Here is a 15,712-nt window from a genome sequence, read left to right as displayed (position 1 = left end):
GGCGGTTCGACGCGGGCCTGGTGCGGAACCACCCGATGTCGGCGATAAGCGCAGAAAGGCCATGATCGACAGGAAGCGGACGGACCTATCAGGGACACTGGATTCTGCGGGCGCGACAGCGGTCGTGGGCACCTGACCAGCCGTACGAGGAGATTCAGATGATTTTCATCACCGCGAAGTTCCGAGTGCTGCCGGAGTACGCCGACAGGTGGCCCGAGATCGTCGGCGATTTCACCCGGGCGACCCGGGCCGAGCCCGGCTGCCTGTGGTTCGAGTGGGCGCGTGGCGTCGACGACCCGACCGAGTACATCCTGGTCGAGGCGTTCCGGGACGGCGACGCGGGCGCCGCGCACGTGGGGTCCGAGCACTTCCGGCAGGCGCAGCGGAGCCTGCCGCGACACCTCGCCGAGACGCCGAAGATCGTGAACACCACCGTCCCGCAGGACGACTGGTCGATCCTCGGCGAGATGACCGTGCCAGAGCGGAGCTGAACCGGCGGCGGAGGGCAACCGCCCCGGCTCGCGTACGCGGCTGGTCAGCCGGCTCGGCCCGCCGGCCCACGGCCGGCCGGTGCGATCCCGACGGCCGGCAGGATCGCCTGGTCGACGATGGCGGCGAGGACGTCGTCGTCGGGCAGGTGGTCGTTGTCGGTGCCGTACTTGAGCACCAGCGCCTCGCCGATGTCCATCACCACCGGGGTGAGCAGCGCGGGATCGATCTCGCCCCGGGCGGCGTAGTGCCGCAGCACGGTACTGGTGAACGTGCCGCCCCGAGCGTCGAAGACCCGGGCGTAGAGCGCCGCCACCAGGTCCGGGTGACGATGCTTCTCCATCATGATCGCCATCACGGCGCCGGCGGCCGGGGTGGTCATCCAGGCGACGAGTTGACGCAGGGCCCGGATCAGGTCGCCGCGCAGGTCGTCCGCGCCGGGGGACGGCACCTCCTGCGGGTGCGCCTGGTGCAGTGCGTCGAGCAGCAGTTCGCGCGGAGAGGGCCAGCGCCGGTACAGCGAGGTCTTGGCGGTGGCGGCCTCCTTGGCGATGCCCTCCATGGTGAGCCCTCCGACGCCGACCTCTGCCACCTGACGGAGCACCGCGGCGTGGATGGCCCGGATCAGCTCCTCGCCGCGCCGCCGGGTACGCCGCTGGGGCCCCGGACCGGCTTCCTTCTCGTGCATGCTGCCTCTCCAATAAGAAACGCTTGCGTATCCTATCCTCTCGGTGTTAGATACACATCCGTAGCTAATCGTCGCGGTCGACCCGGATGATTCTGCCGCCCGCCGGCCGTCATCCGCGCGTCGCGACCTTCCGTGCCCACATCCCTGGATTGACGGGGGAACCATGTCCAGACTCTCCGGCCCCAGCGACCTGGCCGCGCCAGCCCGACCAACCGGCCCCCCGCCCGGCCGATCACTCGCCCCCGACCTCGCCCGGGGAACGATGCTGCTGCTCATCGCGTTGGCCCACGCCCACATGTACCTCTACGGCCGCGAGACCCTGTTCCGGGGCTACCGCACCGACGGCGGCACCGTCGACCGGGTGGTCGCCGGCCTCCAGGTGCTGCTGGTGGACGGCCGCGCGCTGCCGATGTTCGCCGCGATCTTCGGCTACGGGATGGTCCGGCTGGCCGATCGGCGGGCCGCATCCGGCGCGGACTGGCCCCAGGTGCGAAACCTGCTGCGCCGACGCAGCCGCTGGCTGATCGTGTTCGGCTTCGTACACGCGCTGCTGCTCTTCTTCGGCGACATCCTCGCCACCTACGGCCTGCTGGGGCTGGTGCTGGTCGGCATGCTCCGGGCCCGGGACCGTACCCTGCTGTGGGTCGCCGGGCTCTGGACGCTGGTCTTCGTCGCGGTCTCCGTCGTCCCGCCGCTCGGGATCATCGAGAACGGGTCGACGCCGATGCCGACCGGCGCCGAGTCTCCGCTCGCCGCGGTCGGTCCCCGGGTCGGTACCTGGGCGGTGCTCGCCCCGATGCTGACCCTGGACGTGGTCACACCGATGCTGCTCGGCATCTGGGCGGCCCGGCGCCGGTTGCTCGACGAGCCCGGCCGGCATCGGCGGCTGCTGACCTGGGTCGCGCTGGGCGGGATCGGCCTGGCGGTCCTCGGCGGCACCCCGCTGGCGCTGATCGACAGCAGGATCTGGACGGACTGGAGCGCCGCCACCGCCGTACCGGCGTACGTCCTGCACAGCGTGACCGGCATCGGCGCCGGCCTCGGCTACGCCGCGTTGACCGGTCTGGTCGCGCACCGGCTCGCGGCCGCACCCGGCTCACCCGGCTCACCCGGCTCACCCGGCTCACCCGGCTCACCCGGCCGGATCGCCACCGCGCTCGCCGCCTGCGGGCAGCGTTCGCTCACCTGCTACCTGCTCCAGTCGGTCGCGTTCGTGGCGCTCTTCTCGCCCTGGGCCGCCGGCCTCGGCGGGCGGCTCGGTGACGCGGGTGCCTCGGCGGTGGCCCTCGGCGTCTGGCTCGGCACCGTGCTGCTCGCCGAGGCGATGCGCCGGGCGGGGCGGCGCGGCCCGGCCGAGGTGCTGCTCCGCCGGCTCAGCTACCGGAATGCGGGCCGGTTCTCCGGCCTTCAGGCCGGGGGTGAAGGCCCGCGCTGGGAGGGCCGCTAGGGCCGTGTCTTAACCGGGACGGTTCTGCTGCTCGATGTACTGCTTTACGGCGGTTAGCGGTGCGCCGCCGACGGAGCCCGCGAAGTACGAGCCCGACCAGAGCTTGTTGATCCGGTAGTAGTGGCGTACGAGGTCCGGGAACTCCTGCCTCAGTCGCCGTGAGGAGACGCCCTTGAGGGAGTTGACCAGCCGGGCGACGGCCACCTTGGGTGGGAAGTTGACCAGGAGGTGTACGTGGTTGTTCTCGCCGTTGAACTCGACTAGCTCCGCCTCGAAGTCGACGCAGACGTCTCGCATGATCTGTTCCATCCGGGTCAGGTGCCGGTCGGCGAAGACCTTGTGCCGGAACTTCGTCACAAAAACCAAGTGGACATGCATTGCGGAAACACAGTGTCTACCAGTGCGGATGCCTTGAAGTTCAGCCATAAACCAATATGGTACGGTGCTTGTCGTGCAGCTCCGGTACAACTTCCGTGTCTACCCGACGCCTGGCCAGCAGATCGAGCTGGCGAAGGCGTTCGGGTGTGCGCGGGTGGTGTTCAACGACGGGCTCAGGCTGCGCCAGCAAGCGCGGGAGGCGGGCGAGAAGTACATCTCCGACGGGGAGCTGTCGCGTCGTCTGATCACCGAGGCCAAGCAGACCCCCGAGCGGGCGTGGCTGGTCGAGGTGTCGGCCGTGGTGTTGCAGCAGGCCCTGACGGATCTGAACACCGGATACCGCAACTTCTTCGCCTCGGTCACCGGCAAACGCAAGGGCCGCAAGGTGGCCCCGCCGCGCTTCCGGTCCCGCAAGGACAACCGGCAGGCCATCCGGTTCACGAAGAACTCCCGGTTCAAGGTCTGCGACAACGGCAGGCTCAGGTTGCCGAAGATCGGCGACTTGGCGGTGCGGTGGTCGCGCACCCTGCCGTCTGATCCATCGTCCGTGGCGATCACCAAGGACGCCGCTGGGCGGTACTTCGCCTCGTTCGTCGTGCGGACCACCGAGGGCGAAGCGCCGCCGCCGGTTGAGCCGGAGGTCGGTATCGACCTGGGACTGACGAACTTCGCGGTGCTGTCGGACGGCACGAAAGTGGCCGCGCCGAAGTTCCTGCGCCGCGCGGCCCGCAAACTCAAGCGACTGCAACAGGCTCTCTCACGCAAACGGAAGGGCTCGGCCAACGGCAAGAAGGCCGTCATGAAGGTCGCCAGGGCGCACGCCCGGGTGGCCGACACCCGGCGGGACTGGCAGCACAAGCTGTCCACGGCGATCATCCGCGAGAACCAAGCGGTGTACGTCGAGGACCTTGCCGTTGCCGGACTCGGCCGCACGAGGCTTGCCAAGAGCGTCCACGACGCCGGGTGGGCCGGATTCACCGCCATGCTGGAGTACAAGGCGCAACGGTACGCACGCACGTTCGGCCGGGTAGATCGGTTCTTCCCATCCACCCGGCTGTGCTCGGCCTGTGGCCGCGTCAACGACAAGATGGCGCTTAACGTCCGGTCGTGGGACTGCCCCTGCGGAGCAACCCACGACCGAGACGGCAACGCCGCCATCAACATCCTGGCCGCCGGACAGGCGGACAGGCTAAACGACCGTGGAGCGCAGGTAAGACCAGGACTCGTCCCGGCACCGCGCAGTGAAGCGGTAACCCACCCGGACGCCGCGCGGTCCACACGCAGCGTGGAGGGAACCTCCGTCCTTCAGGGCAGAGGGGATGTCAACGGCAGACCCCGCTGGCCGCCGCCGGCCAGACCAGCTCCGCGACCGGCCGGTAGCCCCGGCCCCGCAATCGGGGCGGTAACCCCGGAACGGCGGCCGGACCGTAGCCCGGTCCGGCGACCGGACGGTAGCGCCCGACCGGCGTGATCGGGCCGACTACTATCGTGATCCCAGCGGCCTGCCGCTGGAGCGGGTGCCCCACGCCCCAGATGTCGGGCACCCGGGCGTCCAGCTCGTGGAGGCCCGACCAGATCATCGAGGAAGGGGCCACGGTGGCGGCCATAGAACGTACTCTTGTCCTGCTCAAGCCCGACGCGGTCGCGCGCGGGCTGACCGGACGCCTGGTGCAGCGCTTCGAGGACGCCGGCCTGAAGATCGTCGGCATCAAGATGAAGCGGATGGACGCGGACTTCACCCGCCGGCACTACTTCGACCTGGAGGAGCGGTACGGCAAGGGCGTCTACGACGCCACCGCCAGCTACATGCAGCAGGGGCCGGTGGTGGCGCTGCTGCTGGAGGGTGTCGAGGCGGTGGCGAACGTCCGCCGCATGATCGGCCCGACCTTCCCGGGCCAGGCGGCGCCGGGCACCATCCGGGGCGACTTCGCACACATGTCGAAGGGGTACGCCGAGGCGACCGGCAAGGCCATCGCCAACCTGGTGCACGCCTCCGGCAGCATCGACGAGGCGAAGTACGAGTCCGAGCTCTGGTTCGGCGCCGACGAGCAGTTCGACTACCCCGGCCTCGCCGAGCGCTACGTCTTCTGACAGGCACGGTCACCACCCTCCGACCCGGATAGCTCGTCGGAGGGTGGTTCCGGACCGCCCCCGTCGGGGGCGGCCGGGCCGGTCGGGTGGCACCGGTCGGCGGCGGCTCAGCCGGCGCTGGCCGCCGACATCGCCCGGTGGCTGCGCATCGCGTGTTCGAGCACGGCGATCAGCACCTCCTTGCCGGACTCCCGCTTCCGGGCGTCGCAGAGCATGACCGGCACGCCCGGATCGAGGCTCAGCGCCTGCGTCACCTCGTCGAGCTGGTACTGCCGGGCGCCCTCGAAGCAGTTGACCGCCACGATGAACGGCGTGCCGTGCTTCTCGAAGTAGTCGACCGACGGGAAGCAGTCGGCGAGCCGGCGGGTGTCGGCGAGCACCACCGCCCCGAGCGCGCCGAGCGCCAACTCGTCCCAGACGAACCAGAACCGGTCCTGACCGGGGGTGCCGAAGAGATAGAGCACCAACTCGTCGTTGATGCTGATCCGGCCGAAGTCCATCGCCACCGTGGTGGTGGTCTTCGCCTCCACCCCGGAGAGATCGTCGACGCTGACGCCCTCCTCGGTGAGAAGCTCCTCTGTCCTGAGTGGACGGGTCTCGCTGACCGCGCCGACCATGGTGGTCTTGCCGACGCCGAAGCCGCCCGCGATGAGGATCTTGACGGCGGTCGGCATCGGCTCGCCGGGCGTCCCGGCCTGGTCGGCACCGTCAGAGTGCGCGTAGCCCATTTATCACCTGTTCGAAGATGCTGTCATCGGTAAGGACCGGTGTCGGCCGTGGCTCGTACACCCGGACGAGCCGTCGTTCGAGCAGATCACCGAGCAGCACCCGGATGGTGCCGAGCGGCAGATCCAGATGCGCCGCGACCTCGGCGACCGAGAGCCGCCGCCGGCAGAGCGCGACGATCGCCAGATGCTCCGGCCCCAGCCCGACGTCCCGGGCGGAGACCGTCCGCACCGTGCTCACCTGAGAGATCAGGTCGAACTTGCCGGTCACCGGCCGGGCGCGACCCCGGGTCACCGCATACGGCCGGACCACCGGGCCGGCGTGCTCGTCGACCCAGTGGACTTCGGGAGGCTCCTCGTACTCGGTCATGACCGGGGATCACTGGTGTCGGGAGGCTGCGTCGGGCGTCCGGGTGCTCGACGCGAGGTACTTGCCGGCCCGGGTCACCAGCATCGCCATCTCGTACGCGATCAGGCCGACGTCCGCGTCCTCCGACGCGAGTACGGCCAGACACGCGCCGTGGCCGGCAGCGGTGACGAACAGGAACGCCGAGCGCATCTCGATGATGGTCTGCTGCACCGGTCCGCCACCGAACCGCTTGCCGGCACCCCGGGCCAGGCTCTGTACGCCGGAGGCAACCGCGGCCAGGTGTTCCGCGTCGTCCCGGTCCAGCTCCCGCGACGAGGCCATGAGCAGCCCGTCGACGGAGAGCAGGATGGCGTGCTGGGTCTGTTTCACCCGACCGACCAGGTCGTCGAGCAACCAGGTCAGGTCGAGGTTGGACGCTGTCTTCTGCACGGGTTCGTCCCTCTCTCTACCGGTGATATCGCCATCTCGGACCCGGGGCGCGGTCAGGACTCGGGTGGAGCCGAGCCGGTCGCGTCATCGTCGTCCACCGGGCGCCCGGCGTCGGACCGTCCGCGCCGGGTGCCCGATTGATAGGAACTCATCATCCGGCGGATCTGTTCAGGAGTACGGGGGGCCTGTTCCTCCGCCGGCTCCGGTTCGGTCCGGTCGTCCTCGCCACGCAGCGGCGCGGCGAGGTTCGCCTGCCGAACCCGGACCGGCAGGCCGGACGGGGTCTGCGAGGCCGGGCCGCTCGCCGGAGCCGGCCCCGCCCCCGGCGGGGAGGAGCCGGCCGCGCCGGTCCCGGTGGCCCTTGCGACGCGCGCACCGGATGCATCCGGCGATGCCACATCGGACCGTCTCGTCGCCACATCGGGGGCGATCACCTCGGACGGGGTGTTCGCCGCCTCGGGTGACCGGGAGGAGAGGCCGGACCGCGCCGTCGGGCCGCCCGGCCCCGGGAACGCCGTCGACCCGGTCGATCCCGGGAACGCCGTCGACCCGCCCGGTCCCGGCAGTGCCGTCGATCCGGTCGATCCGGGGTCCGGCTGGGGAGTGCCGAGCGCCGGCCGGGTCGAGGAGCGGTCGGGCCGGCCGGCCGTGACGTCCGGCATCGGCGGCGGCGCCAGGTCGGGCTTCGGCGGTGCGCCGGGTGGCCGACCGGAGGTGTTGAGCGGGGCTCCGGCGCCGGGCAACTCGACGGCCCGATGCGGCTCCGCCTGATCCGACCCGGACTCCCGGCCGGGGCGTTGCGCCGACTCACGACCCGACTCCCGCCCGTCCGGGCGTGCCGACTCCCGTCCCGGCAGGCGGCCGATCTCCCGACCCGACGGTCGCCGTACGCTGCCGCCGACCGCGCTCGCCGCGAGCCGTTCGACCGGCATCGAGCCGGTGATCGGCTCGCCCTCGGCGCTGCGGTCGGTGATCAGGGCCGGCGGGAGCAGTACCACCGCCGTGGTCCCGCCGTACGGCGACTCCTTCAACCTGACCCGGATGCCGTGCCGCTCGGTCAGCCGGCTGACCACGTAGAGGCCGAGCTGGGCGGCACCGCTGGCGAGGGTGAACTCGTGTTGGGTGGCGATCCGCTCGTTGGCGGCGGCCCGGTCCTCGGCGCTCATGCCCAGCCCGCGGTCCTCGATCTCCACCGCGTAGCCGTTGGCGACGAGTTGACCGCTGACCTGCACTCCGGTGTGCGGGGGAGAGAAGGAGAGCGCGTTCTCGACCAGCTCCGCGATCAGGTGGATGACGTCACCGACCGCCCGGCCGGCGAGGTCCACCGCGCCGACCGGCAGCACGGTGACCCGGGCGTAGTCCTCGACCTCGGCGACCGCCCCCCGCAGTACGTCGATCATCGGGACGTTCCGTCGCCAGGCCCGGCCCGGGGTCGAGCCGGAGAGCACGATCAGGTTCTCCGCGTTGCGTCGCATCCGGGTGGCGAGGTGGTCGACCCGGAACAGGTCCTCCAGCTCCTCCGGGTCGTTCTCCCGGCGCTCCATCGCGTCCAGCAGGGTGAGCTGCCGGTGGATCAGCGCCTGGGTACGCCGGGCCAGGCTGAGGAAGATGTCCCGGACGCTGCGGCGCAGTTCGGCCTGTTCCACCGCGGTCCGGACGGCGGTCTCCTGGGCGACGTTGAACGCCCGGGCCACCTGCCCGATCTCGTCGGGACCGGCCTCCAGCGGTGGGGCGTCCGCGCTGACGTCGACCGTCTCGCCCCGGCCGAGCCGACCGACCAGGTCCGGCAGCCGCTCGTTGGCGAGCTTGAGTGCCGCCAGGCGGAGCCGTTCGAGTTGGCGCACCATCGACCGCGCGGTGTTCACGCAGATGACGACGGCGACGAGGCCGAGGATGGCCATGATCAACACTCGTACGATGGTGCCGATGGCGCCGGGGGTGGCGGCCTTGACCACCTCGTCGCCGCCGGCCACCTGCAACCGGAGCAGTTCCTCCAGGCCGGGATCGATGGTGCCGCGCCACTCGTCCGCCGGGACCGCCGGGCGGCCGTTCACGCGCCCATCCCGGACGATCCGGTCCTCGGCCGCGCGCAGCCGGGCAAGCGGCCCCTGCTGGAGCGCCCGGCGGTAGCGCTCCTGGTCGGCCCGGGGCAGTTCGGCCATTGCCTCGTCGGCCATCATCCGCTCGGCGCCGATCAGCTGGATCACCCGGGCCTGCTCGGCAGGACTGATCCGCCTGGCGGCGTAGGCGCCGGTCAGCAGCGCGTCGACCTGGGAGGCCACCTCGCGGGACCTGGTGAACCGGATCAGGTTCTCGACCCGGCGGTCGATGTCACCGGCGTCGAGGTTGCCCAGCGAGCCGTAGATCCGGAAAATCGCCCCGATCGTCTCGGTGTACGCCTGCCCGGCGGCCAGCCGCTCGATGCGGCGGGCGTCCACCGCCTCCCGGACCGTGGCCAGCCCGTCGAGCTTGGCCAGCGCCTCCTCGATCCGTTGTTCGAGTTCCGGCCGCGCCGCCAGCTCGGCGAACCAGCCCTGGGCGTTGGCACGGAAGATCGCCACGTCCGCGAGTACCTTCCGGCGCTCCGCCTCCAGTTGCTCCCGGGGCGGTGCCTCCGGTGCGCCCAGGTAGGCCAGCGAGACCCGTCGCTCGTTCTGCAGGTTCAGCACCAGCGGTTCGCTCGGCGCGTACACCTGAGCCTCCAGGGTCTGCACCCAGACCAGGTTCAATCCATCCCGGAGGGTGACCCACGCGCCGAACGCCCATAGCGCGGTCAGGGTGACCAGCAGGGCGACAACCTTGGTACGCAGGCTCGAAGCACGAAAGCCCATTACACCGTCCCGTGCCGGTCGAAGGCCGAATGATCGATTACTCGCCAGGTTCTGGCGTCGTGGGCGCCGTTGAGCCGCATCCACGATCTTTGAGTACCGGCGCACGCTAGCAGCGCCCGGTGTGATGCCTCAACCCCCGGTTTGAACGAAGATCACCTTTTTGGGACAGTCCTGGGTGGGTTGGCCTGCGGACTCGGAGATTGTCGGGGACAGTATGCCGTCCCGGTGTGTCCACTCCGGTCGGTCGGTCTGTCGCCACCGCCGCCACCGCCGCTCACCCTGGTGACGGGAGTCGGCGGGCCGCCATTGATAATCTTCGTCGACCGGGTTGTCCGGGGCGGGCCTGTCGGGCCGGCGGTTGATCGGGGGCGGGTGGATGCTCGACCAGCGGCTGCATCACCATCTGGTGACCTGGCTGGGCCAGTGGCCGGCCGGAGGGTCGCTGGACGTGGTCGGCTCGGAGCGCCGGGTCCAACCGGGCTGGGACGGTGAGCGGCATCCGGTGATCGGGGTCGGCAACCAGCTCGGGGTCGTACTCTCGGTGCCGCCGGCCCGGGTCGCCGCCGTACGCGCGCTCGGACGCCGGCCGATCGCGGCGCTGCTGGCCGACCTGCCCGCCGTGGTCGGCCTGCCCGGCTGGGCGGGCTACCGGGCGGTGTTCCGCTACACGCTCGCCCCGGCGCCGCTACCGGACGGCGGTGAGTGGGTCGACGCCGCCGACCCGGTCGTGCCACCGTGGCTTCGGCCGTTCGGCGGCGAGGTGCTGGTGGTGCGGGACTCCGACGGCGGCTACCTCGCCGGGGTGGGCGTCAAACGGCACGACGGCTACGGGCACGAGATCGCCGTCGGCACCGAGCCGGCGGGCCGGGGCCGGGGACTGGCCCGTCGGCTGGTCGCGCAGGCGGCCCGGCGGGTCCTGGACGAGGGCGCCGTGCCGACATATCTGCACGACCCCGACAACCTCGCGTCGGCCCGGGTCGCCGAGGCCGCCGGATTCGACGACCGGGGCTGGTCCGCATACGGACTGGAGCGGGAGGGCGAGCCGGCGGGACCGTGACCGGAGCGGGGGGCGAGCCGGCGGAGTCGTGACCGGAGCGGTCCAATCAGGAGCGGCCCCTCCGCGCCACGGTTTGGCGTCCGATGCGAAGCGCTGGCGACGCCGCCCGGAACAGCCGGTCGCCCTGGCGCCACGCGTGCGGGTCAGCCGCGGAGCGTGGAACGTGCGGGTGGTCCGCGGACCGTGGACCCGCGCCGGGGTCCACGGTCCGCGTCCTCTCCCAGGCCGAGGTCCAGGTGGTGACGTCGTTCGCAGTATCGGTAACGCTACGTATTCGTCTCGAACTTCTACAAGCCTGCGGCGGCCTCGTCCGAACTGGCCGTTCGGCGGACTTGACCTGGTAGGGATCAAGGTATGGCCCTCATCGCAGGGCCGACCGGAGCGGGCCGGTCAGTGCGTCGTGCCGGTCAGTGCGTCGTGCCGGTCAGTGGGTCGTGCCGGTCAGTGGGTCAGGTGCAGGGCCTCGGCGGCGGCGCGGCCGTTGGCGTGGCTGGCGCCGTACGTGGTGACGAAGGCGCGTACCCCGGCCGGGCGCCAGCCGGAGGGCCAGCCCATCTCGACCACGGTCACCGGGTGGCTGCCGGCCAGCGCCTCGACCAGTTCGGGGCCGCCGGGCAGCCGGTGCAGGTGCCGGCCGACCACGACGATCGGCCGTCCGGCGGCCCGTTTCCGAAGGGCGGCCGCGTCCGTCTCGGCGGCGACGACCCCGAGCTGTTCGGTGCCGCCCAGGTGTGGCTCGAGACCCCACGGCACCCGCCCCTCGGCGATCGTGGAGGCGGCGAAGAGCTGTACCACCAGCGGTGTGCCGAGCCCGTCGAGGCTGCCCTCGACTCGGATGGCGCGGCGCGCGGCGGCGTACCCGAGGTCTGTTCCGGCGGCCCGGACCGGCGCGGCGGCCCTGGTCCACGCGGCGAGCGCGGCGGTCCGCTCGGCGGCCTGCTCGACCCGGCCCCGGTCGAGGCGGCCGTCAGCCAATGCGGCGACGATCTCGGTGACCACCAGCTCGACCAGCTCGGCGTCGACCTGCGCGCCGATGCAGAGCAGGTCGGCCCCGGCGGCCAGCGCCCGGACCGCGCCCGGCCCGACGCCACCGGCGGCCACCGCCGCGCCACGCATCTCCAGCGCGTCGGTCAGCACCGCGCCGGTGAAGCCGTACTCGCCCCGGAGCAGGTCGCCCAGCACGGCGGGGCTGAACGTCGCCGGGTCGTCGCCGGTGAGCGCCGGCACCCGGATGTGCGCGGTCATGATCGCCCTGGTGCCCGCGGCGACCACCGCCGCGAAGGGTGGCAGGTCGCGGGCCCGGAGCAGCTCGACCGGTACGTCCACGGTGGGCAGTTCGAGGTGCGAGTCGGCGACCGTGGCACCGTGCCCGGGGAAGTGCTTGGCGCAGGCGGCGACCCCGGCGGACTGTAGCCCGGTGACCGCGGCGGCGGCGTGCGTGGCGACCCGGGCCGGGTCGGCGCCGAACGCCCGGGTGCCGATGATCGGGTTGTCGTCGGCGGTGTTGACGTCGACGGTGGGCGCGAGGTTGAGGTTGACCCCGACCGCCGCGAGGTCGTTGCCGATCGCGTGGTAGACCCGCTCGGTCAGCCCGACGTCGTGCACCGCGCCGAGCGCGGCGTTGCCCGGGTAGGGGCTGCCGGTGGCGTGCGCGAGCCGGGTGACGTCGCCCCCCTCCTCGTCGATCGCGATGAGTACGTCCGGCCGGGCCTGGCGCAGCGCGGCCGTGGTGGCGGCGACCTGGTCGGGGTGCGCGATGTTCCGGCCGAACAGGGTGTGCCCGGCCAGCCCGTCGGCGAGCAGGTCGAGCGCCCAGCCGGGCGGGCTGGTGCCGGGGAAGGCGGCGAGCAGTGTGCCCAGCGCCAGGCGCCGGATTCCTGGATCGGTCGGCACGTTCCTCCCCCTTCGGCCCTTTCCCGGCTCCGAGTGTCGCACCCGGGTGGACCATCTCGCGGCCAAGCGCTACCGGATCGGCTTAACGCTCCGGCCGTACCGGGCCATTACGCTACGGCTACTCCCATGAAGGCTAGCCTAGCTATTAAGAAAGCTTCTTAAACAACGAGGGACACCGCATGGCGACGACCCGGCTACCTGGTACACCCCGGCTGCTCCGCGCGCTCAACGACCGGGCCGCGCTGGAGCTGCTGCTCTCGCGCGGGCCGCTCACCCGCGCGCAGCTGGGCGAGCTGACCGGGTTGTCCAAGGTCACCGCGTCCCAGCTCGTGGAACGCCTGGAGGAGCGCGGGCTGGTCAGCCGGGTCGGCGAGCAGGCCGGCGGTCGCGGCCCGAACGCGCAGCTCTACGCCGTCCGGCCGGGAACCGCGCACGTGGTCGGCGTCGACGTCGGGCCGGACCGGGTGGTGGCGGCCTGCGCCGACATCACCGGCGAGGTGATCGGCCGGGTCGAGCAGTCCACCCGGGACACCGACGACCCGGTGGGTGTGGTGCACAACGCGGTGGTGCAGGCGGCGAGTGACGCCGGGGCCGAGCTGTCGTCCGTACGCCGGGTGGTGCTCGGCACGCCCGGCCTGGTCGACCCGGCCACCGGGGACATCACCTTCGCGTTCAACCTGCCCCGCTGGCACCGGGGCCTGCTCGCCGCGCTCCGCGAGGATCTGGACACCCCGGTGGTCTTCGAGAACGACGTGAACCTGGCCGCGGTGGCCGAGTCGGAGTCCGGTGCGGCGCGCGGGGTGGACGACTTCGTGCTGGTCTGGCTCGGCGTCGGCGTCGGTCTGGCCATCGTGCTGAACGGCCGGCTGCACCACGGCAGCACCGGCGCGGCCGGCGAGATCGGCTACCTGCCGGTGCCCGGCGCGCCCATTCCCCGGGACGCCTCCCGGCGGGCGAAACCGGCCTTCGGCCAGCTCGCCGGCTCCGACGCGGTCCGCGCGGTGGCCCGCGAGCACGGCTTCCGGGCCGGCTCGGCGGCGGACGCGATCCGGGCCGCCATCGCGGCCGGTACCGAGGGTGGGCCGGTGCTCGACGAGGTCGCCCGGCGCCTCGCGCTCGGGGTGGCGAGCAGTTGCGTGGTGCTCGACCCGCCGCTGGTGGTGCTGGCCGGTGAGGTCGGCCAGGCCGGCGGCACCGCGCTGGCCGAGCGGGTGCAGCACGAGGTCGCCGCGATCACCCTGGTCACCCCCAGGGTCGTACCCACCGAGCTGACCGACGAGCCGGTGCTGCGCGGCGCCCTCCGGGTGGCCCTCGACGCCGTCCGCGACGAGGTGTTCGGCTCCACGCTCGGCTGACCGGTGATCCTCGACTTCGTGATCCTCGACTTCGGCGGCGACGAGGTGTGCGGCTCCACGCTCGGCTGACTGCTGGCCCTCGGCGCCGTCCGCGACGAGGTGGCCGGCTCCCCGCCCGACCGAACTGCCGCACCCGTGGGTGCCGGCCGGGCGCACCCGTCGCGCTGACATGTAGATATTTTTCATGAGCCAGGAGTTGGGTGCAAGGTCTCGACATAGACAGAAGTAAGGCTATACGGTACGGCCACCCGGCGTCCCGACCCTCGGGACGTCCATTCTCCGGGGAGGAGTGACGGTGACCGTTCGGAACCCCCAATCGCGTCCGAGCCACCTGCTCGGCGCCACCCTGATCGCGTCCCTCGCCATCGGCCTCACCGGCCAGCCCGCGCTGGCCGGACCATCCGCACCCGTCGACCGGCCGGCCGCGCCCGCCCCGGCCGCGGTGAACGGATCGCTGGCCGCCGCCTTCGACGCGGCGGCAGCCAGGTACGACGTACCCCGTGACCTGCTCGTGGCGCTCGGCTACGCCGAGACGCACCTCGACGGGCACGCGGGCGCGCCAAGCGCCTCCGGCGGCTACGGCGTCATGCACCTGACCAGCAACCCGAAGCTGCGCACCCTGGACGAGGCCGCCGCACTGACCGGCCTGGACCGGGACGCCCTGCGTACCGACTCCGCCGCCAACGTCGCCGGTGCGGCAGCGGTGCTGCGGTCGTACGCCGACGCCGCCGGACTCACCGCCGCACAGCGCCGCGACGTCGACCGCTGGTACGGCACCATCGTGCGGTACGGCGGCGCCAGCACCCCGGCCGTCGCCCGGCTCTACGCCGACACCGTCTACGACCTGCTCGGCTCCGGCCTCGACGCCGCCACCGCCGAAGGGCCGGTACGGGTACCCGCCCGCAAGGTCGCCCCGGACCGGGGAGCCCTGCGCGACGTGGCCCCGGTCGGCAGCACCGACGGGATGGGCATCATGAGCACCGACTACGGGCCGGCGGCCTGGGCGCCCGCCCACTCGGCCAACTACACCGCGTCGAGCCGCGAGTCGTCGTACCCGATCAACTACGTGGTGATCCACGTGACCCAGGGGTCGTATGCCGGCGCGATCAGCTGGTTCCAGAACCCGGCCTCGCAGGTCAGCGCCCACTACACGATCCGCTCCTCGGACGGTGCGGTGACCCAGTCGGTACGGGAGAAGGACATCGCCTGGCACGCCGGCAACTGGACCTACAACACCCAGTCGATCGGCATCGAGCACGAGGGGTACGTCAGCCAGGCATCCTGGTTCACCGACGCCATGTACCGCTCCTCGGCCGCGCTGACCCGGCACCTCTGCGACCGGTACGGCATCCCGAAGACCCGGACCCGGATCATCGGGCACAACCAGGTCCCCGGCGCCACCCACACCGACCCGGGGCCGCACTGGAACTGGACGTACTACATGGAGCTCGTCACCGGCTCGACCACCCCGCCCAGCGGCTGGTCGCAGACGGTCGACAACTCCGCCGCCGACCGGTTCACCGCGAGCGCCAACTGGGGCACCTCGTCGTACTCCGGGCAGAAGCAGGGCGCGGACTACCGGTTCGCGAACCCGGTCGAGTCGAGCGACCCGGCCTGGTACAAGGTGAACATCCCGGAGACCGGCAGCTACCGGGTGGACGCCTGGTACCCGGCCGACCCCGGATACAACAGCTCGGCGCCGTACATCATCGCCACCACCACCGGTAACCAGACCGTCTACGTCGACCAGCGCTCCGGCGGTGGCGTGTGGCGGACTCTCGGCACCTTCACCCTCGCCGCCGGTGACGGGAACAAGGTGGCGGTGAGCCGGTGGACCGGCGGCACCGGCCTGATCATCGCCGACGCCATCCGAGTCAGCCGGGTCTGACATGTAAGGAAGGGCCCCCGCTTGTCGTTTTTTGTTGCAGCGGGGGCCCTTCCTTACCAACCACTCAGGCC

The 15,712-nt window shown here is 71.8% G+C and carries 14 protein-coding genes; 7 read left to right on the top strand and 7 right to left on the bottom strand.

Annotated elements, in window-relative coordinates; translation table 11 throughout:
• Positions 1-158: 158 nt before the first annotated feature.
• Positions 159-491, top strand: a complete 333-nt coding sequence (locus EV371_RS26820) for a putative quinol monooxygenase (RefSeq protein ID WP_130464508.1) — start codon at positions 159-161, stop codon at positions 489-491.
• Positions 492-535: 44 nt separating this feature from the next.
• On the opposite strand, the gene EV371_RS26815 is transcribed toward EV371_RS26820, so the two are convergent.
• Positions 536-1,177, bottom strand: a complete 642-nt coding sequence (locus EV371_RS26815; protein WP_130464507.1) for a TetR/AcrR family transcriptional regulator C-terminal ligand-binding domain-containing protein — start codon at positions 1,175-1,177, stop codon at positions 536-538.
• 163 nt (positions 1,178-1,340) lie between these two features.
• On the opposite strand from EV371_RS26815, the gene EV371_RS26810 reads away from it, so the two are divergent.
• A complete protein-coding gene (locus tag EV371_RS26810; RefSeq protein WP_130464506.1) occupies positions 1,341-2,624 on the top strand; it encodes a DUF418 domain-containing protein in 1,284 nt (427 codons plus the stop codon).
• A gap of 9 nt (positions 2,625-2,633) precedes the next feature.
• On the opposite strand, the gene tnpA is transcribed toward EV371_RS26810, so the two are convergent.
• A complete protein-coding gene (gene tnpA / locus EV371_RS26805; protein WP_130464505.1) occupies positions 2,634-3,050 on the bottom strand; it encodes an IS200/IS605 family transposase in 417 nt (138 codons plus the stop codon).
• A gap of 16 nt (positions 3,051-3,066) precedes the next feature.
• Between tnpA and EV371_RS26800 the strand changes: the two genes are divergently transcribed.
• Both EV371_RS26800 and EV371_RS26795 read left to right on the top strand, forming a co-directional pair.
• Complete coding sequence (locus EV371_RS26800; protein WP_207230617.1) at positions 3,067-4,473, top strand: RNA-guided endonuclease InsQ/TnpB family protein; 1,407 nt, start codon at positions 3,067-3,069, stop codon at positions 4,471-4,473.
• Positions 4,474-4,598: 125 nt separating this feature from the next.
• Complete coding sequence (locus EV371_RS26795; RefSeq protein ID WP_207230616.1) at positions 4,599-5,093, top strand: nucleoside-diphosphate kinase; 495 nt, start codon at positions 4,599-4,601, stop codon at positions 5,091-5,093.
• A gap of 107 nt (positions 5,094-5,200) precedes the next feature.
• On the opposite strand, the gene EV371_RS26790 is transcribed toward EV371_RS26795, so the two are convergent.
• Genes EV371_RS26790 through EV371_RS26775 form a run of 4 tightly spaced genes read right to left on the bottom strand, consistent with a single transcriptional unit; the run spans position 5,201 to position 9,448 of the window.
• Complete coding sequence (locus tag EV371_RS26790; RefSeq protein ID WP_130464503.1) at positions 5,201-5,821, bottom strand: ATP/GTP-binding protein; 621 nt, start codon at positions 5,819-5,821, stop codon at positions 5,201-5,203.
• A complete protein-coding gene (locus EV371_RS26785) occupies positions 5,802-6,188 on the bottom strand; it encodes a DUF742 domain-containing protein (protein WP_130464502.1) in 387 nt (128 codons plus the stop codon). The genes EV371_RS26790 and EV371_RS26785 overlap by 20 nt, the downstream gene beginning before the upstream one ends.
• 9 nt (positions 6,189-6,197) lie before the next feature.
• Positions 6,198-6,617 carry a roadblock/LC7 domain-containing protein gene (locus tag EV371_RS26780; protein WP_130464501.1) on the bottom strand — a complete coding sequence of 140 codons (420 nt, stop codon included), beginning with the start codon at positions 6,615-6,617 and terminating at the stop codon, positions 6,198-6,200.
• Positions 6,618-6,670: 53 nt separating this feature from the next.
• Entirely contained in the window at positions 6,671-9,448 is a 2,778-nt protein-coding gene (locus tag EV371_RS26775) for a nitrate- and nitrite sensing domain-containing protein (RefSeq protein WP_207230615.1), read from the bottom strand.
• A 376-nt stretch (positions 9,449-9,824) separates the two neighbouring features.
• On the opposite strand from EV371_RS26775, the gene EV371_RS26770 reads away from it, so the two are divergent.
• Complete coding sequence (locus tag EV371_RS26770) at positions 9,825-10,505, top strand: GNAT family N-acetyltransferase (protein ID WP_130464500.1); 681 nt, start codon at positions 9,825-9,827, stop codon at positions 10,503-10,505.
• A gap of 441 nt (positions 10,506-10,946) precedes the next feature.
• Here EV371_RS26770 and EV371_RS26765 read toward each other — a convergent pair whose 3' ends face one another.
• Positions 10,947-12,398: a glycoside hydrolase family 3 N-terminal domain-containing protein gene (locus tag EV371_RS26765; protein ID WP_130464499.1), complete on the bottom strand. Its 1,452-nt coding sequence runs from the start codon at positions 12,396-12,398 to the stop codon at positions 10,947-10,949.
• Positions 12,399-12,577: 179 nt separating this feature from the next.
• On the opposite strand from EV371_RS26765, the gene EV371_RS26760 reads away from it, so the two are divergent.
• The gene (locus EV371_RS26760; RefSeq protein ID WP_130464498.1) at positions 12,578-13,753 is read left to right on the top strand and encodes an ROK family protein; all 1,176 of its coding nucleotides are present in this window, start codon (positions 12,578-12,580) and stop codon (positions 13,751-13,753) included.
• 295 nt (positions 13,754-14,048) lie between these two features.
• Positions 14,049-15,641: a golvesin C-terminal-like domain-containing protein gene (locus EV371_RS26755; protein WP_130464497.1), complete on the top strand. Its 1,593-nt coding sequence runs from the start codon at positions 14,049-14,051 to the stop codon at positions 15,639-15,641.
• Positions 15,642-15,712: the final 71 nt, after the last annotated feature.

The sequence above is a fragment of the Plantactinospora sp. CNZ321 genome (genome assembly GCF_004217235.1).
Note: the sequence above shows the minus strand (reverse complement) of the source record. Positions and strands in the feature narration are given on the sequence as shown.